The 24,413-nt window shown below is 47.4% G+C and carries 24 protein-coding genes and 1 rRNA gene; 10 read left to right on the top strand and 15 right to left on the bottom strand.

Translation table 11 applies throughout. The annotated features are described in order from the left end of the window. Positions 1-92: 92 nt before the first annotated feature. From rpsR to KNO73_RS09500, 6 genes are all read right to left on the bottom strand, one after another. Positions 93-323, bottom strand: coding sequence for a 30S ribosomal protein S18 (gene rpsR / locus KNO73_RS09525; protein ID WP_015880232.1), 231 nt, complete (start codon positions 321-323; stop codon positions 93-95). 43 nt (positions 324-366) lie between these two features. Beyond that, entirely contained in the window at positions 367-876 is a 510-nt protein-coding gene (ssb, locus tag KNO73_RS09520) for a single-stranded DNA-binding protein (protein ID WP_015880231.1), read from the bottom strand. Positions 877-913: 37 nt separating this feature from the next. Continuing rightward, entirely contained in the window at positions 914-1,201 is a 288-nt protein-coding gene (rpsF, locus tag KNO73_RS09515) for a 30S ribosomal protein S6 (RefSeq protein ID WP_015880230.1), read from the bottom strand. 130 nt (positions 1,202-1,331) lie between these two features. Then, positions 1,332-2,432 (bottom strand): redox-regulated ATPase YchF, encoded by a 1,101-nt coding sequence (ychF, locus tag KNO73_RS09510; protein ID WP_031424089.1) that lies wholly within the window; start codon positions 2,430-2,432, stop codon positions 1,332-1,334. A 153-nt stretch (positions 2,433-2,585) separates the two neighbouring features. After that, positions 2,586-2,789 carry a DUF951 domain-containing protein gene (locus KNO73_RS09505; RefSeq protein ID WP_047795718.1) on the bottom strand — a complete coding sequence of 68 codons (204 nt, stop codon included), beginning with the start codon at positions 2,787-2,789 and terminating at the stop codon, positions 2,586-2,588. After that, positions 2,779-3,720 (bottom strand): mechanosensitive ion channel family protein, encoded by a 942-nt coding sequence (locus KNO73_RS09500; protein WP_215112406.1) that lies wholly within the window; start codon positions 3,718-3,720, stop codon positions 2,779-2,781. Before KNO73_RS09500 ends, KNO73_RS09505 begins: the two co-directional genes overlap by 11 nt. 169 nt (positions 3,721-3,889) lie before the next feature. Between KNO73_RS09500 and yyaC the strand changes: the two genes are divergently transcribed. Further along, positions 3,890-4,516, top strand: coding sequence for a spore protease YyaC (yyaC, locus tag KNO73_RS09495; RefSeq protein ID WP_078145959.1), 627 nt, complete (start codon positions 3,890-3,892; stop codon positions 4,514-4,516). Here the strand turns inward: yyaC and KNO73_RS09490 are convergent. From KNO73_RS09490 to mnmE, 5 genes are all read right to left on the bottom strand, one after another. Beyond that, a complete protein-coding gene (locus KNO73_RS09490; protein ID WP_031424085.1) occupies positions 4,489-5,271 on the bottom strand; it encodes a ParB/RepB/Spo0J family partition protein in 783 nt (260 codons plus the stop codon). The two genes, yyaC and KNO73_RS09490, sit on opposite strands and share 28 nt — an antisense overlap. Before the next feature lie 36 nt (positions 5,272-5,307). After that, positions 5,308-6,192 carry a nucleoid occlusion protein gene (gene noc / locus KNO73_RS09485; RefSeq protein ID WP_015880224.1) on the bottom strand — a complete coding sequence of 295 codons (885 nt, stop codon included), beginning with the start codon at positions 6,190-6,192 and terminating at the stop codon, positions 5,308-5,310. Positions 6,193-6,271: 79 nt separating this feature from the next. Then, on the bottom strand, positions 6,272-6,988 hold the full coding sequence (gene rsmG / locus KNO73_RS09480; protein ID WP_015880223.1) for a 16S rRNA (guanine(527)-N(7))-methyltransferase RsmG: 717 nt from the start codon (positions 6,986-6,988) through the stop codon (positions 6,272-6,274). Positions 6,989-6,992: 4 nt separating this feature from the next. Beyond that, positions 6,993-8,879: a tRNA uridine-5-carboxymethylaminomethyl(34) synthesis enzyme MnmG gene (mnmG, locus tag KNO73_RS09475; protein WP_215112405.1), complete on the bottom strand. Its 1,887-nt coding sequence runs from the start codon at positions 8,877-8,879 to the stop codon at positions 6,993-6,995. 15 nt (positions 8,880-8,894) lie between these two features. Beyond that, positions 8,895-10,274, bottom strand: a complete 1,380-nt coding sequence (gene mnmE, locus KNO73_RS09470; RefSeq protein ID WP_215112404.1) for a tRNA uridine-5-carboxymethylaminomethyl(34) synthesis GTPase MnmE — start codon at positions 10,272-10,274, stop codon at positions 8,895-8,897. Positions 10,275-10,444: 170 nt separating this feature from the next. On the opposite strand from mnmE, the gene KNO73_RS09465 reads away from it, so the two are divergent. Beyond that, complete coding sequence (locus KNO73_RS09465) at positions 10,445-11,203, top strand: nucleotidyltransferase domain-containing protein (RefSeq protein ID WP_214757721.1); 759 nt, start codon at positions 10,445-10,447, stop codon at positions 11,201-11,203. A 12-nt stretch (positions 11,204-11,215) separates the two neighbouring features. Here KNO73_RS09465 and KNO73_RS09460 read toward each other — a convergent pair whose 3' ends face one another. From KNO73_RS09460 to rpmH, 4 genes are all read right to left on the bottom strand, one after another. Beyond that, positions 11,216-11,761: an HdeD family acid-resistance protein gene (locus KNO73_RS09460; RefSeq protein ID WP_215112403.1), complete on the bottom strand. Its 546-nt coding sequence runs from the start codon at positions 11,759-11,761 to the stop codon at positions 11,216-11,218. 101 nt (positions 11,762-11,862) lie between these two features. Next, the gene (gene yidC, locus KNO73_RS09455) at positions 11,863-12,723 is read right to left on the bottom strand and encodes a membrane protein insertase YidC (protein ID WP_078145955.1); all 861 of its coding nucleotides are present in this window, start codon (positions 12,721-12,723) and stop codon (positions 11,863-11,865) included. Between the two features lie 104 nt (positions 12,724-12,827). Beyond that, entirely contained in the window at positions 12,828-13,172 is a 345-nt protein-coding gene (gene rnpA / locus KNO73_RS09450) for a ribonuclease P protein component (RefSeq protein ID WP_015880217.1), read from the bottom strand. A gap of 154 nt (positions 13,173-13,326) precedes the next feature. Then, positions 13,327-13,461 carry a 50S ribosomal protein L34 gene (gene rpmH, locus KNO73_RS09445; RefSeq protein WP_015880216.1) on the bottom strand — a complete coding sequence of 45 codons (135 nt, stop codon included), beginning with the start codon at positions 13,459-13,461 and terminating at the stop codon, positions 13,327-13,329. 764 nt (positions 13,462-14,225) lie between these two features. Here rpmH and dnaA point away from each other — a divergent pair. The 8 genes from dnaA to KNO73_RS09405 form a co-directional block, all read left to right on the top strand. Beyond that, on the top strand, positions 14,226-15,605 hold the full coding sequence (dnaA, locus tag KNO73_RS09440) for a chromosomal replication initiator protein DnaA (RefSeq protein ID WP_031424077.1): 1,380 nt from the start codon (positions 14,226-14,228) through the stop codon (positions 15,603-15,605). Between the two features lie 196 nt (positions 15,606-15,801). Continuing rightward, positions 15,802-16,941, top strand: a complete 1,140-nt coding sequence (dnaN, locus tag KNO73_RS09435) for a DNA polymerase III subunit beta (RefSeq protein ID WP_026824743.1) — start codon at positions 15,802-15,804, stop codon at positions 16,939-16,941. 126 nt (positions 16,942-17,067) lie between these two features. Next, on the top strand, positions 17,068-17,283 hold the full coding sequence (gene yaaA, locus KNO73_RS09430) for a S4 domain-containing protein YaaA (protein ID WP_015880213.1): 216 nt from the start codon (positions 17,068-17,070) through the stop codon (positions 17,281-17,283). 1 nt (position 17,284) lies between these two features. Then, positions 17,285-18,403: a DNA replication/repair protein RecF gene (gene recF / locus KNO73_RS09425; RefSeq protein WP_015880212.1), complete on the top strand. Its 1,119-nt coding sequence runs from the start codon at positions 17,285-17,287 to the stop codon at positions 18,401-18,403. Between the two features lie 49 nt (positions 18,404-18,452). After that, positions 18,453-20,381, top strand: coding sequence for a DNA topoisomerase (ATP-hydrolyzing) subunit B (gyrB, locus tag KNO73_RS09420; protein WP_078145952.1), 1,929 nt, complete (start codon positions 18,453-18,455; stop codon positions 20,379-20,381). Positions 20,382-20,403: 22 nt separating this feature from the next. After that, complete coding sequence (gyrA, locus tag KNO73_RS09415) at positions 20,404-22,971, top strand: DNA gyrase subunit A (RefSeq protein ID WP_214684900.1); 2,568 nt, start codon at positions 20,404-20,406, stop codon at positions 22,969-22,971. Positions 22,972-23,028: 57 nt separating this feature from the next. Continuing rightward, on the top strand, positions 23,029-24,018 hold the full coding sequence (locus KNO73_RS09410; protein WP_214732017.1) for an HD-GYP domain-containing protein: 990 nt from the start codon (positions 23,029-23,031) through the stop codon (positions 24,016-24,018). Positions 24,019-24,243: 225 nt separating this feature from the next. After that, positions 24,244-24,413, top strand: a 16S ribosomal RNA gene (locus KNO73_RS09405); the annotation flags it as partial.

Raw genomic sequence — 24,413 nt, 5'->3', positions numbered from 1 at the left:
TACCATATTCGTCGGTTTCACTTACACACTTACAGTCGAGATGAAATACAAAAAAACGACTTATCCAAGAGGATAAGCCGTTCGTCAAACAATTACTCTGCAACGTATGGAAGCAAAGCCATTTGACGTGAGCGCTTGATAGCGACAGTAAGTGGACGTTGGTATTTCGCTGAAGTACCAGTCACACGACGTGGAAGAATTTTACCACGCTCCGAAACGAAGCGTTTGAGCAATTCTACGTCTTTATAATCGATATGAGTGATGTTGTTCGACGTAAAGAAACATACTTTACGACGACGACGACCTCCTGGACGACGTGCCATGTGAAGACCTCCTTTATAGGTTAGTTTTTATTGTCCATGATGATTAGAATGGCAAATCATCATCTGACAAGTCGATTTTGCCGCCACCCGAGAACGGATCTGCGTCAAAACCTTTATTCGAATTCGAGGACTGAGATGAAGTCGAAGCGGCTCCTGCGCCCCATCCTGATCCACTTGATTCACCACCACCGAAGACATCTCCAGATGGTGCTTGCTCACGTTGCCCTGAGGCTCCGCGTGGTTCAAGGAAGCGTACGCTGTCTGCGACTACTTCTGCCCGGTAACGACGTTGGCCATCTTGTCCTTCGTAACTACTGATTTGAAGGCGACCGTCAACGCCGGCCATGCTGCCCTTTTTCAAGTATTGTGCTACGTTCTCTGCTTGTTTGCGCCAAACGACACAATCAATAAAGTCCGTCTCGCGCTTCCCATCTTGTCCAGCGAATGGACGATCGCAAGCGAGAGTAAGGCGTGTTACGGCGATTCCGCTCTGCGTATAACGCATTTCGGGATCGCGAGTCAATCGACCAACTAACACAACTCGGTTAATCATCTCCAAGCTCCCCTTTCACGATACGAAACGTTAAGGATTAACGCTCGTCTTTTGTTGTCATTTGACGGACAACGTCGTCAGAGATCTTCATGAGACGCTCTGTTTCTAAGATCGCTTTAGGTTCAGCAACGATGTTAAGAAGAACGTAGTGTCCTTCGCGCATCTTGTTGATTTCATAAGCGAAACGACGTTTACCCATGTCTGTTGTTTTTTCAACAGTACCACCGTTTTCAGTGATGACGTTGTTGAAGCGCTCGATTAAAGCTTTCTTCGCTTCCTCATCAACTGATGGACGGATAATGTAAAGAAGTTCGTATTTACGCATTATCTTTCACCTCCTCTTGGACTAACGGCCCCTACCGGTTGTAGGAGCAAGGAGCAAACAATTGTTTTACTCACGTCATAATATACTATCAAACTTCCTTGACTTTTACAATACGTTTCCGTAAATCAACTTATACGTTGAAGCGGAACGTGACAACGTCGCCATCTTGGAAGACGTATTCTTTTCCTTCTGAACGAAGTTTTCCTTGTTCTTTCACCGTCGTCATGTTTCCTGCTGCTGAAAGGTCGTCATACGACACGACTTCGGCACGGATGAATCCACGTTCGAAGTCAGAGTGGATGACACCGGCACATTGTGGGGCTTTCATCCCTTGTTTGAACGTCCATGCACGAACTTCCTTCTCACCTGCCGTAAAGTATGTCGCAAGACCAAGTGTCGAGTAAGCCGCACGGATCAATTGATCAAGTCCTGACTCTTCGATTCCGAGATCTTGTAAGAACTCGAGGCGTTCTTCCGGTTCGAGTTCTGAAATTTCTTCTTCGATTCGTGCACAGATGACGATGACTTTCGACCCTTCTGTTGCCGCGTGATCACGGACTGCTTGTACAAACTCGTTCGAATCGGCATCTGCCACTTCATCCTCACTCACGTTCGCCACGTAAAGCATCGGCTTCATCGTAAGCAATTGGAAGTGTTTGACAATCGCGAGTTGATCTTCTGATAATTCAGCGACACGTGCCGGGCGCTCTGATTCAAGAACATCTCGCACGATTTCGAGTGCTTCGAGTTCTTGTACCGCACCTTTATCTTTTGCCTTCACCATTTTTTGAACACGTGCGATTCGTTTATCGACTTGCTCAAGATCAGCTAAGATCAATTCAAGATTGATAGTCGTAATGTCATCGATTGGTGAGACACGACCTGCGACGTGCGTGATGTTCTCGTCTTCAAAACAACGGACGACTTGGCAAATCGCATCGACTTCGCGAATGTTCGCCAAGAATTTGTTTCCGAGACCTTCACCTTTTGACGCACCTTTCACGATTCCAGCGATATCTGTAAACTCAAATGCTGTTGGTACCGTTTTTTTCGGTTTGACGAGTTCTGTCAATCGATCAAGGCGCGCATCCGGTACTTCTACGACGCCGACGTTCGGGTCGATCGTCGCGAACGGATAGTTGGCCGCCTCGACTCCTGCTTGTGTAATCGCATTAAACAATGTCGATTTCCCGACGTTTGGCAATCCGACAATTCCTGCTGTTAATCCCACTAGTAGTTCCTCCTCATCCGGTGTTTCCCGGGAAATGTTAAGCCGTCTGTGGAGTGGGTACATTCAGTACACCACACCGTCACATCCTTCACAATTATAGATAGTCCACGATTAAACCGCAACTCACGTTCATAACCTAAAGAAAAACGCCGCTTATTCGGCGGCGTTCCCTTGTTCAAGCACTTTCTTGAATCGCTTATCAAAATCACGGCGTTGCATGAGCACACTGGCTCCGCAGCCTTGGCACTTGATCCGAATGTCCATCCCGACACGCGTGATTTGCCAGCGGTTCGTCTTACAGGCATGTGGTTTTTTCATTTCCACAATATCGTTCAATGCATAGGTTTTACTTTGCATTTTCTGCTTCTCCTCCTTTAGGAGCCGAGTTCGGTGGCATCATGACCGTACGTGGGTATGGAATTTCAATCCCGCGCTCGTCAAGTCCAGCCTTTAACTCTTTATGCAAAATTCGACCAGCTGCGAAGTGCTGGGTCGGCGGGACTTCCGCCATTAATCGGTACACCACTTCCGATGGTCCGAGCGACTGCACTCCAGCCAAGTCGATTGGCTTGATGAACAAGTCGTGATAGCGTGCTTCGACCGTTTTCGCAATTTCCTTGAGCGCTTGCTCTACTTTTGACATATCTTCTTCGTACGCAACCCCAATATCGACAACAGCGACGCTGTTTTCAAGCGAGTAGTTCGTCACTTGTAAGATTTGTCCGTTCGGAATAATCGTCACTTGTCCGTTTAATCCTTTTAACTTCGTCGTCCGGATTCCGACCTCGATGACCGTCCCGTCGACTTGTTGGTTCAAATTGACGTAATCCCCATTCTTGTATTGGTTTTCAAAGATGATGAACGCCCCTGTGATGACGTCTTTCACCAAACTTTGTGCCCCGAATGAGATTGCAAGACCCGCGACCCCGGCTGATGCAATCAAACCGGCGATATTCACACCGAATTGTCCGAGCACCGTCAAGACCATAATCAACCCGATCACATAGCGGATTGTGTTTTGGGCTAATTTTAATAACGTTTCATTCTGTCGCTGGGCGACGATATCATGTTCTTTTATTTTGCGGAGCGTAAACACACGCTCGACCATCGTTGTCAAAATGCGTGTTGCGATATATAAACCAAGGATGATGAGCGCCACACCGGCGAGCTTGATCCCTAAACCAATCCACATGTCTGTATCTTTAAAGTACTCGACGAATCGGTTCACGCTGTCGATTGTCTCATCGGCAACCGTATTTAAATCTTTATCTGTATTTTGCGAAGCCATCTTTTCACCTCAAAGTCGTAGATTCTAAATTATCAAAACATATTTCACGACTTTTCTCAAACACTGCATTCGGAAGTTAGAAGTTTTCCACTTTTGGGAATGGATTAATACGAGATCAATCCCCCAACTGCAACTAGGAATAGGCAGCTTAGAAGAGAGGATGAGATTCATGCCGTTTCGCTTAAAACCTCATAAACCATACTCTTTTTTCATTGAACACACTGAGCGGAGTGGATCCAGATTGCTTGCGGACCAGCTTCATGAACAGTTGGTCAATGAAATCCATCGCCCCATCGTCCTTGTTTGCATCGGTTCGGACCGTTCGACCGGTGATTCACTCGGTCCGCTCGTCGGAACGTTTTTAGAAGAACGTCATATCCGAAATTTACATGTATACGGCACATTAACGAAGCCTGTACACGCACTCAATTTGGTGGAAACGTTACATGAGATTCAAACGCGCTTCCATCAACCGCTCATTATCGCTATCGACGCCTGTCTCGGACGTTTATCAAGTGTCGGTTATGTCTTCTTTTCGGAAGGTCCGCTCGCTCCAGGGGCCGGTGTCCAAAAAGAACTTCCGGCAGTCGGCGCTTACAATATTAAAGCCGTCGTGAACGTAAGTGGATTCATGGAGATGATGATTCTACAGAATACCCGTCTCCATCTTGTATATGAACTCGCACGTTTCATCACAGACGGATTCGCCGATTTTGATACACGGATCGGGCGCCTGCATCACGAAGAGGCGGCCATCACGCGTCTTCGTCAGTCACGAGATGAATCAAAGTCTTGAGGCGATAATAACGTCAACAATTGTTCCAAGTCGTCTTGTGAAAAATACTTCAACTCGAGGACGCCGCCTTTTCGGCGCGGACGAATCGACACATCCATCTGAAGACGCTCCGCAAGCACCGCTTCGACCGCTTCGATATCGGCGTTCGATCGCTTCAGCGTCTTTTTTTCTGTGCGCTCTTTTTGTAAGTAACGCTCGAGGCGACGGACCGTCCAATGCTCGGCAATGACCCGTTTCGCAATCTGTTCCATCGCTTGTTCCGATTTCATACCCGTGATGGCACGTGCATGTCCCATCGTCAAATCTCCGACCATGACCGCATGCTGGACGGCACTCGGCAATCGAAGGAGGCGAAGACTGTTCGTCACATGACTGCGGCTCTTCCCGACGCGATCGGCCAACTGTTGTTGCGTCAGACCTAGCGTCTGCATCAACTGTTCATAGGCGACAGCCTCTTCGATGGCATTCAAGTCTGCCCGCTGAATGTTTTCAATCAGCGCCAACTCCATGACGCGATCGGAGTCCGCCGTGACGACGAGGGCAGGAATGTCTTCTTTCCCAGCGAGCTTCGCCGCCTGAAACCGTCGTTCCCCGGCAATGATTTCATAGTATCCTGTCGCTTTTCGAACGACGATTGGTTGTAGGACGCCATATCGCTCAATGGATTGACGCAACTCTTCTAATTTTTCCACCTCAAATTGTTTCCGGGGCTGATTCGGGTTTGGGCGAATGAATTTTAATGCTAATCGTTCCATCTACAAACCTCCTTCATTGTATAAAAAAGCACGGACTCATTTTTGAGGCCGCGCTTTCGGGATGCGAATTCGAATTTCAACAAATTCCTCTTCGTCTACTTCTTCAGTTTGGACGTCAATCCCTGTTTTCCCAATCAAATCGATTGAGTCACGAATCGTGTTGATGGCGATTCGCGTGTCACGCGCAAAACTTTTCGTCCGACGACGTTGTTTTTTCGGCTTTCGCTTCTCTTCTTCGATCGGTGTTGTTAAAAAGGCGACGCGTTCTTCTGTCTCCTTGACGTTAAAATCCTGTTCTAACACTTCTGCGAGCACTTGAAGTTGCAATCCTTCTTCCTTCAACGGCAACAACGCACGCGCATGTCGCTCATTGATCCGACGATCGCGAAGCGACTGCTTCACATCCTCCGGCAATTTTAACAAGCGCAACTTATTGGCGATCGTGGATTGACTCTTGCCTAGACTCTTAGCGAGCGCATCTTGCGTCAAACCGTTCAAGGCGAGTAAACGATCATATGCTTCCGCCTCTTCAATCGGGCTTAACTGCTCACGCTGCAAGTTTTCAATCAAGGCGAGTGCAGCCGTCGTATCATCGTCCATATCGCGAACAATTGCCGGAATCGCTGACCAACCAAGCGATTTCACCGCACGGAAACGACGCTCCCCGGCAATGATTTCATAACAGTCCCCATCTGCCTTTCGAACCACGATTGGTTGAAGGAGTCCATGTTCCGAAATCGTCGTTGCCAACTCTTCAATTTTTGCCGGCTCGAACACTTTACGCGGTTGATAACGGTTTGGACGCAACCGTGATAACGAGAGTTCTTGTACCGTGTCATCCGCTCGAACTTCCGCAATCTGCGTCACGGCAACTTCGTCTTTTCGATTCACACCGAACAATTTCGCAAATCTATTCTTCAACGTCGGGCACCCCTTTATGTAAAAAAATAAGCAGACTCCACCACTGGAATCTGCTTTTGTTTCACGTGAAACGACATCATCAGATAAGTGGCTCTTTCGCCGGTGTCCCCGCTTTACGCGGATATTTCCCGGGCGTTTTTCGTAGTTTATCTACAACTACGATATTACGCTCACTCATCTCTCCTGGCAATAGGAACTGGTGTGTCGCTTTTTCTTTCCCACCTAGAACGGCTAAAGCGTTTTTGGCGTCTGCCATCTCGTCAGAAACCTTGGCCGCTTTAAGCGCGACGAAGCTTCCGCCTACTTTCGCGAGTGGCAAACAGTATTCCGCCAACACGGTCATGCGGGCAACCGCACGCGCTGTGACGACGTCAAACTGTTCGCGGAACTTTTTATTTTTTCCGAACTCTTCAGCGCGACCATGATGGAACGCGACACCTTCGAGCCCGAGGGCGAGGGCCAATTCGTTCAAGAAGGTGATGCGTTTGTTTAACGAATCGATGATCGTGACGTGTAAGTGTGGGAATAAAATTTTAAGCGGAAGACTCGGGAATCCCGCTCCTGCCCCGACATCACATACGGTTTCGACTTTCGTGAAATCGAAATGAAACGCTGCGCTGAGCGAATCATAGAAGTGCTTCAAATATACTTCTTCCCGGTCCGTGATGGCCGTTAAGTTCATTTTTTCGTTCCATTCGACGAGCATTTCGAAGTAACGTTTGAACTGACTGAGTTGTGTCTCACTCAGTTCAAACCCTTCAGCTCGTAACGCTTCAATAAATTGAGATTCGTTCATCGTTTCACTCCACCGTTGCGTATTGTCCCTGTTCGATATAGACGAGCAAGATTGACACGTCTGCCGGGTTTACGCCTGAGATACGGGACGCTTGTCCGATCGAAAGAGGACGAACTTGTTTTAGTTTTTGTTTCGCTTCTGTCGCGAGACCACCGATCGCATCATAATCCAAGTTTTCTGGGATTCGTTTCTCTTCCATGCGACGCATCTTCTCGACTTGTTCAAGCTGTTTGGAAATATAGCCTTCATATTTCACTTGAATCTCGACTTGCTCTTTTACTTCATATGACAATTCTTCCGTTGATGGAACGACTGTCATGAGTGCTTCATAGGATACTTCCGGACGCTTCAACAAGATGTTGGCATGTGTCGCTTCCTTGAGCGGGTGTGCACCGACCGATTCGAGCATCGCATTGACTTCAGGTGTCGGTTTGACGACGAGGGATGCAAGTCGTTTTACTTCTTTTTCAATCGCTACGCGTTTCTTGTTGAGGTGAGCATGACGATCTTCTGAAAGTAAGCCGATCTCATACCCGATGTCGCTGAGTCGCAAGTCCGCATTGTCATGACGCAACAAGAGACGGTATTCGGCACGTGATGTGAGAAGGCGATACGGTTCGTTCGTCCCTTTCGTCACGAGGTCATCGATTAAGACGCCGATGTACGCTTGCGAACGGTCCAAGATGACCGGATCTTTTCCGAGCACTTTGCATGCGGCGTTGATTCCCGCCATGATGCCCTGTCCAGCCGCTTCTTCGTACCCGCTCGTCCCGTTGATTTGTCCCGCTGTGAAAAGACCTGGGACAGCTTTTGTTTCGAGAGTTGGCCAAAGCTGTGTCGGTACGACCGCATCGTATTCAATCGCATAACCGGGACGCATCATCTCTGAATTTTCAAGACCCGGGATCGTGCGAAGCATCTGATGTTGCACGTCTTCTGGCATACTCGTCGAAAAGCCTTGGACATAGATTTCTTCCGTATCGCGACCTTCTGGCTCTAAGAAGATTTGGTGACGCGGTTTATCATTAAAGCGAACGACCTTATCTTCAATCGATGGGCAATAACGTGGTCCCGTTCCTTTAATCGCACCCGAGTACATCGGTGAGCGATGCAAGTTCTCATCAATCAATTGGTGCGTGCGCTCACTCGTGTACGTGAGCCAGCATGGGATTTGTTCGATTGGATTCAAATCCGTCGAGGTGTACGAGAAGAATGATGGATTCTCGTCTCCTGGTTGAATCTCCGTCTTCGAGTAATCGATCGTCTTGCCGTCGATTCGTGGCGGTGTTCCCGTTTTGAATCGAACTAAGTCGAGACCGAGCTCTTCTAGATGCTTCGATAGCTCGACCGAAGGCATTTGGTTGTTCGGGCCACTTTCATATGCCAATTCCCCGATGATGATTTGACCGCGCATGAACGTTCCCGTTGTGACGATGACCGCTTTCGCGCGATATTCTGAACCTGTGTTCGTTACCACGCCACGTACTTCTCCGTCCTCAATTAACAAACGTTCGACTAGCGCCTGACGAAGCAGTAAATTCGGCTCGTCTTCTAGCACTTTCTTCATGTGATTTTGGTATTGGAATTTGTCCGCCTGTGCACGTAGCGCACGTACCGCCGGCCCTTTCGATGTGTTGAGCATCTTCATTTGGATGTATGTCGCGTCAATCGCACGCCCCATCTCGCCGCCGAGCGCATCGATTTCACGTACGACGATCCCTTTCGCTGGCCCACCGATTGATGGGTTGCAATACATGAATCCGACCATATCAGGGTTCATGGTGAGCATCGCTGTTTTCGCGCCCATTCGAGCCGATGCGAGTGCTGCTTCAATCCCTGCGTGTCCGGCCCCGATGACGATGACGTCAAATTCGCCTGCCGTATAAGCCATATTCGTTCCTCCTTATTATTTCCCAAGACAAAACTGTGAAAAGAGCTGATCAATCAAGCTCTCCTGTACGGTATCTCCATTGATTTCACCGAGCGTATCCCACGCACGACGTAAATCGATTTGAACCATGTCGATTGGCATATTCATGACGGCACTCCCGAGCGCCTCATCAATTTGACCAATCGTTCGTTTGATTAATTGAATGTGTCGAGCGTTTGAGATATACGTCATATCTTGTGACTCGACCCCTTTTGCGAAGAAGAGATTTGCGATGGCCGCTTCAAGGGCATCGATTCCTTCATCTAGTAAGAGCGATGTCGCCACAATAGGACGTCCTGCCGCTAGTTTCTCTAGCTTAGAAGAATCCATGTTTTGTGGCAAGTCCGTCTTGTTGATGATGATGATGGCATTCATTCCTTTAACTGCCTCAAATAACGCCTCATCCTCGACAGTCAATCCCTCGTGTCCGTTCAAGACGAGAAGGACCAAATCTGCCGCCTCTAACGCTTTTCTCGACTTTTCCACACCGATTCGTTCCACGATATCTTCCGTTTCGCGAATCCCTGCCGTGTCGATCAATTTGAGCGGAACACCTTTCACATTGACGTATTCCTCAATCGTGTCACGTGTCGTTCCGGCAATTTCGGTGACGATCGCTTTCGTCTCTTGAACGAGCGTATTCATCAGAGAAGATTTACCGACGTTCGGTCGACCGATGATTGCTGTAGCCAAGCCTTCACGTAAGATTTTCCCTTGTCGCGCTGTCTCGAGTAACTGCTCGAGGACACGCTTGACCTCGCCCGCTTTCTCTTCGACGATGGCCTGGGTCATCTCTTCTGCGTCATACTCTGGATAGTCGATGTTGACCTCGACCGCCGCAATCGTTTCGAGCAATTGTTGACGTAACTCGCGAACGAGGCGTGACAAACGTCCTTCCATTTGCGCCATCGCAACGTTCATTGCCCGGTCCGTCTTCGCTCGAATCAAGTCCATGACAGCTTCCGCCTGAGATAAATCAATTCGACCATTTAGAAAGGCGCGCTTCGTAAACTCGCCCGGTTCTGCTAAGCGGATGTCGGGTTGATCGAGAACGAGCTCAAGGACACGATTGACCGCTACGACGCCTCCGTGACAATTGATTTCGACGACATCTTCTCGTGTAAACGTCTTCGGTGCGCGCATAATACTGACCATGACTTCATCGACGATTTCGCCGGTATCAGGATATTTTAACGTTCCATAATGAATCGTATGTGAATCGACTGTTGTTAAGTCTTTTCCAGAAAACACATTGTTCACCGTTTCGACCGCCAAATCGCCCGATAATCGGACAATCCCGATAGCGCCTTCACCCATCGGTGTCGAAATCGCTGTAATCGTGTCAAACTCTAGCATCTTTCTCCCTCCAAACCTAAACATCTTCTTCTATCATATGCATAACGAACCTACTATACACGATATTCGACTTGAACGAAAGCGTTCGCCCATCAATAAAGTCATTGCCATTCAACTCATCGTTTTCGTACAATAAAGGAATATATTTACATAGAAGAGAGGGTATGAATGTGAACCAACCGACAGCGATTCAAGTTATCACCGAACGACTTAAGCAGGACGAAGCGGTTCAAGCAATTTTTATGAAGGGCTCATTCGGTCGAGGAGAAGCCGATGAACATTCGGATATCGACCTCTATGTCATGGTGCACCCCGATGAGGAGGCCTCCTTTCTATCTAGACGCCTCGAGCATGTAACCGCCTATCGTCCGATTCTGTTAAAAGACGAGATTCACATCGTCGCGCCACAACTCATCGCCGTCTTTGATGATTTTCTTCATCTCGACCTGTTCACGGTCACGCAAGAGACGTTGAATCATCAAGACTCGATTCATGTGCTCTACGACCCACAACAGCGACTTGCTAGACACGCCACTTCCTTGCAATTAGACGAAGCGGCAATCAGTGACCATGCGTTCGATACCGTGTGGTTCTTTTTCCAATATACAAAATCACGCAATCGAGGCAACGCGATGTGGGCAACGGAGATGCTCCGGCAAGGAATGGTCCATTTCGCATATGTGTTAGCCGCTCACCACACACCGGACCGGGCTTCCCTTGGTTTAAAAGATGTGACGCAGCGACAAGAAATCGACCTCCGCTCATTTTATGACTATTTGACCCCTGCCTCACACGAAAAAGCCGCCCACATCTATCTGGAGCGACTTCAGGTAGAGCAAACTTTTTTCACATCACTACCTGGCTACAACGTGTTCGGACCGTTCATGGAACAGTTGATTCAACGAGAAACAAGCCGCCCTGGCATATAGGGCGGCTTGTTTTTAGTATCTCGATTGCCGTTTTGTCGAGCGAATCGCGAAGTAGAGGAACAATTCTAGTACCGCGATCGCGATGAGGATTCCACCGAACAGTTGGAACAAGACAAGTAGGCTACTGAACGGATTCGTCAACATGAGAATCCCGACACCTATCCACAATAGACTTCCAATCAAAAACCAAAGCCATCGTCCCGACATCGATTGACGGTAACCGAGTGCCTGAATCAGGCGGATAATTCCACCGAATAGGAACAGGGCCCCGATTAAGATAGGCAAGAGACTCGCCAACGTGTCAGCAAAGAAGAAGACGACCGCTGCCAAAATCAAATAGATGAGACCCATAAAGAAAGTGGGTGGCAACCCTCCCTGACGTCGACGCAACCCTTGAAAGATCATCCAAATCCCCATGATTGCTAAATAACCGGCAATGACATACACCATGACATCAAAGAAAAATCGAGGATATAACAGAATGAGAACACCAAGTACAAAGTAAATGACCGCTTGCCATAACGTCGAACGTTCCAAACGCTGAATGAATGCCTCCATTTTCCCACACCTCCGTTTACTCATTTCTATCTCTATTCCCCTCTGACCGGCTTGCAATCCCACAAAAAAAGCTGAGCGTCAGGAGACACCCAGCTTCATGATTATTTACGTTTTTTCTTTTTGTTTTTCTTCTCTTCTTCGGCAAGCGCTGCACGCTCTGCTTCTTTCGCAGCAATCTTCGCTTCAGCCGCAACCTTCATCTTCTCACGCATCGGGAGCATGATGGCCATCGTGACGATGATCGAGATGATATAACCGACTACCCAGTATAACGAAAGGGCAGCTGGAAGGTTGATCGACATGACGAAGATCATAACCGGGAAGATATAAAGCATCATCTTCAACTGGGGGTTCTGTTCTTGACCCGCCATTGAGATTTTTTGTTGTGCAAACGTCAAGATTGCCGCTAAGATCGGCAAGACGAACGTTGGATCCGGAGCACCGAGGTCGAACCATAAGAAGTTCGCTTCGAAAATCTCAGGTGTACGGCGAATCGCATCATAGAATGCGAAGAGAATCGGCATTTGAATCAAGATCGGCAAACATCCCGCGAGCGGGTTGATTTGGTATTCCTGATAAAGCTTCATCATCTCTTCTTGGAGTTTACGTTGTGTTTCCTGGTCTTTTGAGCTGTACTTTTCACGAAGCTTCAGCATTTCTGGTTGCAACACTTGCATCGCACCCATACTCTTCGTCTGCTTGATCATGAGTGGGAGAATCAATAACCGGACGATAATCGTCGCGATGATGATTGAAATCCCGTATTGCCACTGGCCACCGACCAAGTAAGCAACTTCCTTCAAAAGCCATGCGAGCGGCCATACAAAGTACTTCGCCCAGAAACCTTCTGTGTCAGCCGTTACTGGTTCGGCTTGGATGGTAGACGGATCCACACAGCCTGCCATCAGCATGATGACCGCGGTCATGGCAGCGAGTAATCCTAATTTTAGCTTTTTGCTCATAGTTCCTCCTACGCTTTCTTTATCAATTCTTTTTAACGCACACGTCGATCGGGCAATCTTATCAGACTCTAATTATATGAGAGAACAAATTCAGATTGTCATGGTCACCGGCCCTGCTTTTGCCAAACCTTAGCCCGTTTGAATACGTGTTTCAAACTCTCGGTCACTTCCGACTGCGTCAATGCGGTCGCAGGTTTTCGAGCGATGATGACATAATCATTCGGTGCAACGTTTGGTTCGAGCAAGCGAAGCGACTCACGCATCAATCGTTTCATCCGGTTCCGTTCCACAGCATTTCCAAGCTTCTTGCTGACGGAAAGACCCACTCTGAAATGCGTTTGATCCGCTTTGAGCGTGTAGACGACAAACTGACGATTGGCCACGGAGCGTCCTTCGCGAAACACCGCTTGGAACTCTTCATTCTTTTGCAGGCGGTATTCTTTTTTCAAAATTCTCACTCCATCCTTCGCTTCAAAAATCGTCAACTAACATCATATCATATCCACATCATTTGAACGAGGGAGAATCCATGAAATACTACGTTTCTGTGACAAACTAAAAAATTGCCCGAGGAAAGGATCCCCGGGCAATCTTCGTTCGAAATTATACAGTCAAGGCTTTACGGCCTTTACGACGACGAGCAGCAAGAATGTTGCGACCGTTTTTAGTCGCCATGCGTGCACGGAATCCGTGAACTTTCTTACGCTTACGGTTGTTAGGGTTGAAAGTTGGTTTCATGGTTACAGCACCTCCTCAAGATTAACGCTCTATTAGCAAGTTATAGTTTCATTTAAGGCAGTCTTTAAGATTATATAAATCGATTCAACAATTGTCAATGTATTTTCGGATGGTTTTCGAATTCGTATTACGAGGCGCTCAGAAAGCATTCATCCACATGGATTCGATCGTACCCACAGGACGAGTAGGTCGAAGAATGTATACACAACCTTTACGTATTTTATAAACGGTCTTTATAAATAGCCACGTTGAGCCATTTTATCCACAAAATCACGAAGTTATCCACATTTATATGTGAATAACTCCTCTTTTTTCACATTCTCATTATTGATTTTTTCATTTTCTTCTTTTACAAAAACAATCTTTCATTTCACTTCTTCCTCTTTTGTGTATAACTTTTTCACCCAACACTCCATCATTATTGCTTTATCCACAATATATCCACAGGTTATCCACAAAACACACAGCATGTGGATAAGTGGGTGTGGATACTTTTCTTTATCTGTGGATAAATACCGAAAAGCATTGCCACGTCTATTTTATTTTGCTAAACTGAATGTGCACAAACTTGTGGATGAACAATTCGTGATTCCAAGATATACACAGGCTGTGGATAAGTGTTATCCCCATAATGAACACCATGTGGATAACTTTATCCACAGTTTTTGTTCTCTGGGGATAACCCTAGTTTCTACTATAGAATAGTGTATGTGTATATCGTGTGAATAAGTTTTACCCAACATGTGAGTAAAGGAGGTCTTTCATTGAAGAATGCTCGCGAGATTTGGAGAAATGTCTTATCGGTAATCGAGGAAGAAGAACGAACTCCAAAAGCCAGTTTTGACATGTGGTTAAAATCAACCGAGGGGATATCGTTGATGGGAACGACGCTCGTTGTGTCGGCACCCGCCAGTTTTATCGTCACGTGGTTAGAGCGACAGTATCTATCGCTGCTACAAGATACGGTTGAAGAGATCACAAACAACAAGCTTGAAATTCATTTCATCGAGGAATCTCAAGCACACAAGTATGCTCCAGCAGATGGATCGTCACATGAATCCATCGCCGTGACAGAAACAAAAGAACAACCCGTGCTATTACCTTCAAAAGAGGAAGGGGATCTTGGTCAACTGAATGACAAATACATTTTCGAGACGTTTGTCATCGGATCGGGGAATCGTTTTGCCCACGCCGCATCACTTGCTGTCGCCGAAGCGCCGGCACGTGCGTATAACCCGCTCTTCATTTATGGAGGCGTTGGACTCGGTAAGACGCATTTGATGCATGCGATCGGTCACTATGTAAAAGGTCAAAAACCAGGGGCCCGTATTGCCTATGTCTCTTCTGAGAAGTTCACGAATGAATTCATCAATTCGATTCGAGATAATAAGACCGGTGAGTTCCGGAACCGTTATCGAAACATTGATGTGCTATTGATTGATGATATTCAGTTTTTAGCAGGGAAAGAACAAACCCAGGAAGAGTTTTTCCACACGTTCAATGCGTTGCACAACGATCAGAAACAAATCGTGATTTCGAGTGATCGACCACCAAAAGAAATCCCGACGCTAGAAGATCGACTTCGTTCACGCTTCGAGTGGGGCTTAATCACAGACATCACGCCACCGGACCTTGAGACGCGAATTGCGATTCTTCGCAAAAAAGCGACGGCGGAAGGGCTTGATATCTCGAATGAAGTCATGCTGTATATCGCGAATCAAATCGATACGAACATTCGGGAACTAGAAGGGGCGCTGACACGAGTCGTCGCTTATGCAAAACTTGTCGGGCGACCAATCGACCCGGACGTGGCAGCCGAAGCGCTTCATAATATCATGCCTGTCCAGGAAGCGAAGAAAATTGTCATTCGCGACATTCAAGAAGTTGTCGGTCAACACTTCAACATTCAAGTAGAAGAATTGAACTCGAAAAAGCGAACGAAGACGTTGGCATTCCCACGTCAAATCGCAATGTATCTCTCGCGGGAGATGACGGAGAGTTCCTTGCCAAAAATCGGGGAAGAGTTCGGAGGGCGTGATCATACGACCGTGATTCACGCGCATGAGAAAATTAGCACCCTTCTAAAGAACGATGTGGAAATGCAAGAGACGATTCAAACGTTGAAGAAGGCACTTTCTAACTAATGAAGAATTCTCTGTGGATATCCTGTGGATAAACCACCTTAGTTATCCACAAGTTATTCACAGGCGAAATGGCTTAACACGTATGGATTAGGGGACTTATCCCCAGTATCCACAGCCCTTATTACTATTATGACTTAATTAATACTATTATATTATTAGGAAATGGACTCATTTCACCTTAGGAGGAATTATCCACATGCATTTAACGATTCAACGAGATGTATTCATGCAAGCCGTACAAGACGTATCAAAAGCTGTGGCTTCACGAACGACCATTCCAATTTTGACAGGCTTGAAACTTGAGGCACATGCGGATGGCTTAACACTGACAGGAAGTGATACCGAGATTTCGATTGAACGCTTGATTCCAATCGAAGAGGGTGGAATTGAACTCATTCAAATTCAACGTGCTGGAAGCGTCGTGTTGAACGCACGCTTCTTAGGAGAAATTGTGAAGAAGTTACCGACGAACGAGGTCACCCTCGAAGTTTCACCGAACTTCATGACGCGCATTGAGTCTGGTCAAGCAGAGTTTCATTTAAACGGTCTTGACCCGGATGAATATCCACGCCTACCTGAACTTGCGAGTGATCGTCGCTTCTATTTGCCGGCTGATCTATTGAAGACGATCATCCGTCAGACGAGCTTCGCTGTTTCTTCACAGGAGACACGTCCCGTATTGACAGGGGTTAACTTCTCAGCAGAGAAGGGCTTCCTTACATGTGTCGCAACGGATAGCCACCGTCTGGCGCTTCGTCGTGCGCGATTTGAGACAGATAACGATTTGACGTTCCAAAATGTCGTCGTTCCTGGTCGCTCACTCAACGAATTGGCAAAATTACTCGACCGTGAAGAGTTGCCGATTGAAATCGTCTTAACGGACCAACAAATTTTATTCCGTATGAAAAACATCTCATTCTTCTCTCGTTTGTTAGACGGTGCCTATCCAGACACGTCACGTCTCATTCCGGAAGAATATCGCACAGCGGTTCGGATGAATGCGAAAGAGTTCTTACAGGCCATTGACCGTGCATCGCTCTTAGCACGTGCCGATCGCAACAACGTCATTAAATTTGTGGCGGAAGATACAACGGCAGTTGAAGTCTCTTCACACTCGCCGGAAGTCGGAAAAGTGTCGGAACGTGTCAGCATCCTGTCGCTTGAAGGAGAAGAACTAAAAATTTCCTTCAACTCGAAATTCGTGATGGACGCGCTCCGCGCACTCGATGCATCTGAAATCGAAATCCAGTTCACGGGTTCGATGCGACCGTTCATTTTACGACCGGTTGAACAAGATAGTGTTCTTCAACTGATTTTGCCAGTCCGCACATCGTAAGCTGCGGATAGGGATGATGAGGTGTCTTGCCTTGTCATCCCTCTTTTTGCCTTATTCGACGATTTTCGATAAACTAATATGTATGGCGATTTTTTCAGATCAGCATGTGAGAAAGGAAGTGACGACATGGAAAAAGTGTCGATTACAACCGAGTATGTAACGCTCGGACAATTTTTAAAATTAGCAGATATCATCTCAAGTGGGGGACAAGCAAAGTTCTTTTTAGAGGATGTCATGATTAAAGTGAACGGTGAGCAGGACCAGCGCCGCGGTCGTAAATTAAGAGATGGAGATACAATCGAAGTCGAAGGCTTCGGGGAATATCAAATCGAGGGAAACTGACGTGCATTTAAAGTCGATCCGATTGCAAAACTATCGCAACTACGAAACCCTCGAGCTAGATTTTTCAGAACAGACGAATGTTCTGATTGGTGAGAACGCCCAAGGAAAAACGAATCTTCTCGAATCGATTTACGTACTTGCGCTCGCAAAATCGCATCGGACGACACAAGACCGTGAGTTAATCGGTTGGGAAGCCGATGCTGCGAGTATCGAAGGACGGATTCATAAACGGACGGGCGAATCGGTGCAGAGTCTCTCTTTTTCTCCTAAAGGCAAGAAAGCAAAGCTCAATCATTTGGAACAACGTCGTCTCAGTGACTATGTCGGCGCATTTAACGTCGTCTTGTTCGCCCCAGAAGACTTAGCCATCGTCAAAGGCAGTCCGCAAGGGAGACGGCGATTTTTAGATATGGAAATCGGTCAGGTCAGTCCCGTGTACTTACACGAGCTCAATCAATACTTGAAGACGTTGAAACAACGGAATGCCTTGTTGAAGCAGTTATCCACAAAAGGTGGCGACGAGACGTTACTCGAAGTATTGACGGACCAATTGATTGAACTTGCCGTAAAAATCGTGATGCGACGCTATCACTTCATCGACCAGCTCGAAAAATGGGCCAATCCCATCCATTCCGGAATCACGAGAGATCTCGAAACACTGACGATTCAATACGTTTCTGACACGTTCCAAAAAGAACGCTTCTCAAAAGAACAGATGTTTGAAACGTATCGTCAAAAGTTTGATAAAATAAGAGAGAACGAACGACGAAGAGGTGTGACCTTGTTCGGTCCGCATCGTGACGATTTTGAATTGTATGTCAACAATCGAAACGTTCAAACGTTCGGTTCACAAGGTCAGCAACGAACGGCGGCCTTGTCATTGAAGCTAGCTGAGATTGAATTGATTCATGAAGAAGTAGGCGAATATCCTCTGTTGTTATTAGACGATGTGTTATCTGAGCTTGACGATCATCGCCAAACCCATCTCCTCGATACGATGGGACGGAAAGTACAAACGATTTTGACTACAACAAACATTGACGGGATTGCACATGAGACCATTCAACAAGCTAAAGTGTTTCACGTGAAACAAGGTGAGGTTGAAACGGAGTCTGTGTAATCGTGGCAAGAGGGAACACCAAATCATGTATAGTAGGTGAAAATAACCGATGAGTAATGAAAATGAAAAAGAATTGCAAGCGTACGGCGCCGACCAGATTCAAGTCCTTGAGGGCCTAGAGGCTGTCCGTAAACGTCCAGGGATGTATATCGGTTCCACAAGCTCTCGCGGTCTCCACCATTTAGTATGGGAGATTGTCGATAACTCAATCGATGAGGCGCTCGCTGGTTATTGTGACACGATCACAGTGACGGTCGAGCCAGGGAACTCGATCGTTGTTGAAGACAACGGACGTGGGATTCCGGTCGACGTTCAAAAGAAAACAGGTCGACCTGCCGTTGAAGTTATTTTCACGGTGTTGCACGCAGGTGGTAAGTTCGGCGGTGGCGGATACAAAGTATCAGGTGGTCTTCACGGTGTCGGGGCGTCAGTTGTTAACGCCTTATCGACGAAACTTGAAGTGTTCGTTCGTCGCGATGGAAACGTATATTACCAATCGTTCAAACGTGGTGTCCCACAAGGTGAACTCGAAATCGTCGGGACGACCGACACGACAGGGACGACGGTCCGCTTCTTCCCAGACGGGGACATCTTCCAAGAAACACTCGAATATGACTTTGATCTGTTAGCGACACGCTTACGTGAGCTCGCCTTCTTGAACAAGGGGTTACGAATCGTGGCTAAAGATGATCGTAGTGACGAGACGATTGAACGGAACTATCACTATGAGGGCGGAATCAAGTCTTATGTCGAGCACTTGAACCGGTCAAAAGCGTCGATTCATGAAGAGCCTGTGTACGTACACGGGACGAAAGATGGAATCGAAGTCGAGATTGCGCTTCAATACAACGAAGGTTTCGCAAGTAACATTTACTCATTTACGAATAACATTCCGACGCATGAAGGTGGGACGCACGAGACAGGATTTAAGACGGCGCTCACCCGTGCCATTAATGATTATGCGAAGCGATTCGGATTGATGAAGGAAGCCGATGGTAGCCTCTCAGGGGATGATGTCCGTGAAGGGTTGACGGCGATTGTTTCCGTCAAGCACCCGGCTCCCCAGTTTGAAGGACAGACGAAGACGAAACTCGGGAATGCCGATGCGCGTACGGCAACCGATACGTTGTTCAGCGACACGTTCGAACAGTTCCTACTCGAGAACCCGTCGGTCGGTCGCCTCATCGTCGACAAAGGCTTGATGGCGGCACGTGCGCGCCTTGCTGCGAAACGTGCACGCGAGATGACACGTCGTAAAGGGATTCTCGAAGTCAGTTCATTGCCAGGGAAATTGGCAGACTGTTCGTCAAAAGATGCATCGAAATCTGAACTATACATCGTTGAGGGTGACTCGGCGGGAGGTTCTGCGAAATCTGGACGTGATCGTCACTTCCAAGCCATCCTTCCGATTCGAGGGAAAATCATCAACGTTGAGAAAGCACGTCTTGATAAGATTTTGGCCAACCAAGAAGTCCGGACCATCATCACGGCTCTCGGAACAGGGATTGCTGATGAGTTTGACTTATCGAAAGCACGCTATCACAAACTCATCATCATGACCGATGCCGACGTCGATGGTGCGCACATTCGGACGTTGTTGTTGACGTTCTTCTATCGTTACATGCGACCGCTCGTTGAAAGTGGATATGTCTATATCGCGCAACCACCACTCTATGGTGTGAAGCACGGGAAAGAAACGATTTACGTTCAAAACGACCGTGAGTTGCAGGCGGCGATTGCACAACTTCCTGAAAATGCACGTTATAGCGTTCAACGTTACAAGGGTCTCGGAGAGATGGATCCTGAACAGTTATGGAATACGACGATGAACCCGGAAACGCGTTCGATGCTTCGTGTCGATCTTCAAGATGCGATCGAAGCGGATGAAATCTTCGAAACGCTCATGGGTGACAACGTCGAACCACGCCGTGACTTTATTCAATCTCACGCCCATTACGTGAAGAACCTCGATATTTAATAAGAAGGGTAGGCAATAACGAATGGCAGAACAAGAAAATATCAAGGATATAAATATTAGCCAGGAGATGCGAACGTCGTTCATGGACTACGCGATGAGCGTCATCGTATCACGTGCCCTTCCGGACGTGCGAGATGGATTAAAGCCGGTTCACCGTCGTATTTTATATGCGATGAACGAACTAGGCATTCGCGCGGACAAGCCACATAAGAAGTCGGCGCGTGTCGTCGGGGACGTCATCGGTAAGTACCACCCACACGGTGACTCAGCTGTTTATGAGACGATGGTCCGCATGGCTCAGGACTTCAGCTATCGCTACGAATTAGTCGACGGTCACGGGAACTTCGGTTCAGTCGATGGCGACTCGGCCGCTGCGATGCGTTATACCGAGGCACGTATGTCTAAAATTGCGATGGAACTCGTACGAGACATCGGAAAAAACACGATTGACTATCAACCGAACTTCGATGGTGAAGAAAAAGAACCAGTCGTACTTCCGGCACGTTTCCCGAACTTCCTTGTGAACGGGACGAGCGGAATTGCCGTTGGTATGGCGACGAACGTTCCGCCTCATAACTTGAACGAGGTCATCGACGGGGTATTGGCGCTTTCTCACAACCCGGACATCACGATTGCAGAATTGATGCAACACATCCCGGGTCCTGACTTCCCGACTGCGGGAGAGATTTTGGGACGTAGTGGGATTCGTCGTGCATACGAGACTGGACGCGGATCGATTACGATGCGTGCGAAAGCTGAAATCGAAGTCTTGAAAAATGGTCGTGAACGAATCCTCGTGCACGAGATTCCTTACCAGGTCAACAAAGCGCGTCTCGTTGAGAAGATTGCCGACTTGGTTCGCGACAAGAAAATCGAGGGAATCACGGACTTACGCGATGAATCAGACCGTAACGGGATGCGCATCGTGATTGAAGTTCGCCGCGACGCGAATGCGAGTGTCATCTTGAACAACTTGTATAAGCAAACACCGATGCAAACGACGTTCGGCGTCAACATGCTCGCGCTTGTAGGCGGTCGTCCAAAAACGTTGAACATCAAACAAGCGATCTATTACTACATCGAACACCAAAAAGAGGTCGTACGTCGTCGGACGCAATTCGATTTAGACAAAGCGGAAGCACGTGCCCACATTTTAGAAGGTCTTCGTGTTGCCTTGGATCACTTGGATGAAGTCATCGCCATCATCCGTAGCACGCGTACAGGTGACGAGGCTCGTGAAAAGTTGATTGCTCGCTTTGGACTTTCGACTGAACAGACGCAAGCCATCTTAGATATGCGTCTCCAACGCTTGACTGGTTTGGAACGCGAGAAGATTGAAGGCGAATATCGTGAAGTGAAAGCGTTAATCGAAGAACTTCGTGCGATTCTCGGAGACGAAGAATTGCTCCTCGATATCATTCGTAACGAATTGATCGAAATCAAAGAGCGATATGGTGATGCTCGTCGTACGGTGATTCGTACGGATATCGTTGAACTCGAGGACGAAGATTTGATTCCGGTTCGCGACATGATGATTACGCTCACGAGCGAAGGATATATCAAGTCGATCCCGTCGGATTCATATCGGACTCAGCGCCGTGGTGGTCGCGGGAAACAAGGTATGGGAACGAACGATGAAGACTTTGTGCTTCGTCTGCTCTCCGCGTCGACACACGATACCATCCTGTTCTTCACCAACTTCGGACGCGTCTTCCGTCTCAAAGGATACGAAATTCCTGAGATGAGCCGTACCGCGAAAGGGATGCCAATCATCAACTTGCTTCAAATCGACAAAGGTGAAAAAGTCGAAACGATGATTCCGGTCGATTTCAATAGTTACTTGGCTAACCAAACGGTAACGGAAGAGACACAGGATGAATCGGAAGAAGTGGCAGACGAGCAGTTGTCTCTCGTCTTCATCACGAAAGAAGGATTGATTAAGCGTTCGCCACTTTCGGCATACGCCCGAATCAACAAAAACGGTCTACGTGCCATCAGTTTGAATGAGACAGATGAACTCGTCACGGTTCGTTTAGCGAAGAGCGACGATGAAATGTTAATCGTTACACGACAAGGGATGTCGATTCGCTTCCCTCTCGAAGGAGAAGTTCGTTCGATGGGACGTACAGCACGAGGCGTTCGCGCGATTCGATTGAAGAAGGAGGACGATTTGGTCGTCTCGATGGAAATCGTTCGCACCACGCAAGACGTCTTGATTATCACGGAAAAAGGATACGGAAAACGTACGGCCATGGAGCAGTTCCGCACACAAGGTCGTGGTGGTTCCGGTATCATTGGAATTAAGACAGATCGTGGAACAGTCGTCGGGATGCGTGTCGTCGATGAAGACGATGACATCATGTTGATGACCGAGCTCGGTGTTGCGATTCGGATCGATTCGCAAACGATCTCTCAAATGGGTCGAAGTACTCGCGGTGTGAAAGTAATGAACATCGAAGAGGGCGATCGTTTGGCGACCATTGCAAAGTTGAAAAAAGATGAGTTAGAAGAGGAATCAGCAGTCGATTTGGAGAATGGGTTTGAGGATGAAGCACCTGAAACCGACGAATCGTCTGATGTGAATGAGTAAGACGAGAGGTCGAACGGTGTTTCCGTTCGACCTTTTCATATATTAGGAGGGATTCGCGTGCGTTTGAACTTATCTACTGTACATGTTGGGATGACGCTATTGTCACCCGTTTCTTCTTTAGAAGCCGGAATCCACTTAACCAATGAACATTTGCGTTTGCTCCGTTTCTTAAAAATCGAAGAAATCGATGTCGCACCTGTTGAACAGAAGCTCTTCACGTCTAAAGAAGAACAGCGCCTCTGTAATCAGGTCCTTCAATATGAGAAACATTATAATCAGTGGGAAGAACGGATCGCACCTAACCCATATGAAGGTCTAGAATTCATTCATCAACTATTTCGTCAGGAAGTTCCGCTTACAGCGATCGTTCATTTCTTTACGCATCAGCCGTTGCGGAAAAATCATGTCATTTACCATTCCGTTTATCGGGCGCTCGTCGCCCGTGCCTTATCGAAATATCGAGGGGACGAACATCAACTCCAATTTGATTACGGGATTGCTTCTTATTTTGCAGACGCGAGCTACGCTAAAATTCGGAAATGGTCTCATATGCGTTATTTCACAAAAATGGAACGGGAGCTATTGTATCAACACCCACTCGTTTCGGCATCGATGCTCCCGAGTACGCAAACGTTACGAGGAAGAGTGTATCAATTGATCACCGAGCATCATGAGCGATTGGATGGATCCGGGTTTCCAAAACGTCTGACGGAACGCGAGTTGAATCCAGCCTCTCCTCTATTTATTGTCGCCGATCGCTTCTGTCAGTTAACAGCACCCCGAACGTTCCGAAAGCCGCTCTCTCCAGAGGAAGCATATTTCTATATGTGGCAGAACAAAGCCTATGATGGAGAAGCTTTGTCGCTTCTTGCGACATTACTTGGATTTTATGAAATCGGTCGCCCTGTTTTATTGAGCAGTGGAGTACGAGGAACGATACATGCCTATACGAATCGTGTCGAACAACCGATTGTGCTTGAAGCGACAGGGGAGAAAGAATATGATTTATCGCGATTAACCGATGTGAGCATTGTTGCATTTCAATAAGAAGAAACTAGCGATTCCATTCAACAACATGAAATGGAATCGTCTTTATTTATTCTTTTTTAAAAAACTTTCTTTTTATAGTTGACGGATATAATTACAGGTGCTATTATAAATGAGTCGCTAAGAGCGGCAGACGAACTTTGAAAACTGAACGATGAGGCAAAAATAAGTTTTACCATTTTTGAATGAAGCGCAAGCTTCGTCAATTTAAGAGCTGTATCAAATTCTTTGGAGAGTTTGATCCTGGCTCAGGACGAACGCTGGCGGCGTGCCTAATACATGCAAGTCGAGCGCAGGAAGCCGTCTGAACCCTTCGGGGGGACGACGGTGGAATGAGCGGCGGACGGGTGAGTAACACGTAAAGAACCTGCCCATAGGTCTGGGATAACCACGAG

The sequence above is a fragment of the Exiguobacterium sp. s83 genome, assembly GCF_018617095.1.
GTDB classification, from domain to species: domain Bacteria; phylum Bacillota; class Bacilli; order Exiguobacteriales; family Exiguobacteriaceae; genus Exiguobacterium; species Exiguobacterium profundum.
The sequence above is the reverse complement of the archived record's forward strand: the minus strand, read 5'-3'. Positions and strand labels throughout refer to the sequence as shown.

Bases quoted from the DNA above. Each gene is read 5' to 3' on its own strand.
- yidC (WP_078145955.1), bottom strand. From the start codon at position 12,723: ATGAGCAAAAAGCTAAAATTAGGATTACTCGCTGCCATGACCGCGGTC.
- rsmG (WP_015880223.1), bottom strand. From the start codon at position 6,988: ATGAACGAATCTCAATTTATTGAAGCGTTACGAGCTGAAGGGTTTGAA.
- mnmE (WP_215112404.1), bottom strand. From the start codon at position 10,274: ATGCTAGAGTTTGACACGATTACAGCGATTTCGACACCGATGGGTGAA.
- ssb (WP_015880231.1), bottom strand. From the start codon at position 876: ATGATTAACCGAGTTGTGTTAGTTGGTCGATTGACTCGCGATCCCGAA.
- gyrB (WP_078145952.1), top strand. From the start codon at position 18,453: ATGAGTAATGAAAATGAAAAAGAATTGCAAGCGTACGGCGCCGACCAG.
- gyrA (WP_214684900.1), top strand. From the start codon at position 20,404: ATGGCAGAACAAGAAAATATCAAGGATATAAATATTAGCCAGGAGATG.
- KNO73_RS09490 (WP_031424085.1), bottom strand. From the start codon at position 5,271: ATGGAACGATTAGCATTAAAATTCATTCGCCCAAACCCGAATCAGCCC.
- yaaA (WP_015880213.1), top strand. From the start codon at position 17,068: ATGGAAAAAGTGTCGATTACAACCGAGTATGTAACGCTCGGACAATTT.
- rpsR (WP_015880232.1), bottom strand. From the start codon at position 323: ATGGCACGTCGTCCAGGAGGTCGTCGTCGTCGTAAAGTATGTTTCTTT.
- KNO73_RS09460 (WP_215112403.1), bottom strand. From the start codon at position 11,761: ATGGAGGCATTCATTCAGCGTTTGGAACGTTCGACGTTATGGCAAGCG.
- KNO73_RS09505 (WP_047795718.1), bottom strand. From the start codon at position 2,789: ATGCAAAGTAAAACCTATGCATTGAACGATATTGTGGAAATGAAAAAA.
- rpmH (WP_015880216.1), bottom strand. From the start codon at position 13,461: ATGAAACCAACTTTCAACCCTAACAACCGTAAGCGTAAGAAAGTTCAC.
- mnmG (WP_215112405.1), bottom strand. From the start codon at position 8,879: ATGGCTTATACGGCAGGCGAATTTGACGTCATCGTCATCGGGGCCGGA.
- yyaC (WP_078145959.1), top strand. From the start codon at position 3,890: ATGCCGTTTCGCTTAAAACCTCATAAACCATACTCTTTTTTCATTGAA.
- dnaN (WP_026824743.1), top strand. From the start codon at position 15,802: ATGCATTTAACGATTCAACGAGATGTATTCATGCAAGCCGTACAAGAC.
- rpsF (WP_015880230.1), bottom strand. From the start codon at position 1,201: ATGCGTAAATACGAACTTCTTTACATTATCCGTCCATCAGTTGATGAG.
- KNO73_RS09500 (WP_215112406.1), bottom strand. From the start codon at position 3,720: ATGGCTTCGCAAAATACAGATAAAGATTTAAATACGGTTGCCGATGAG.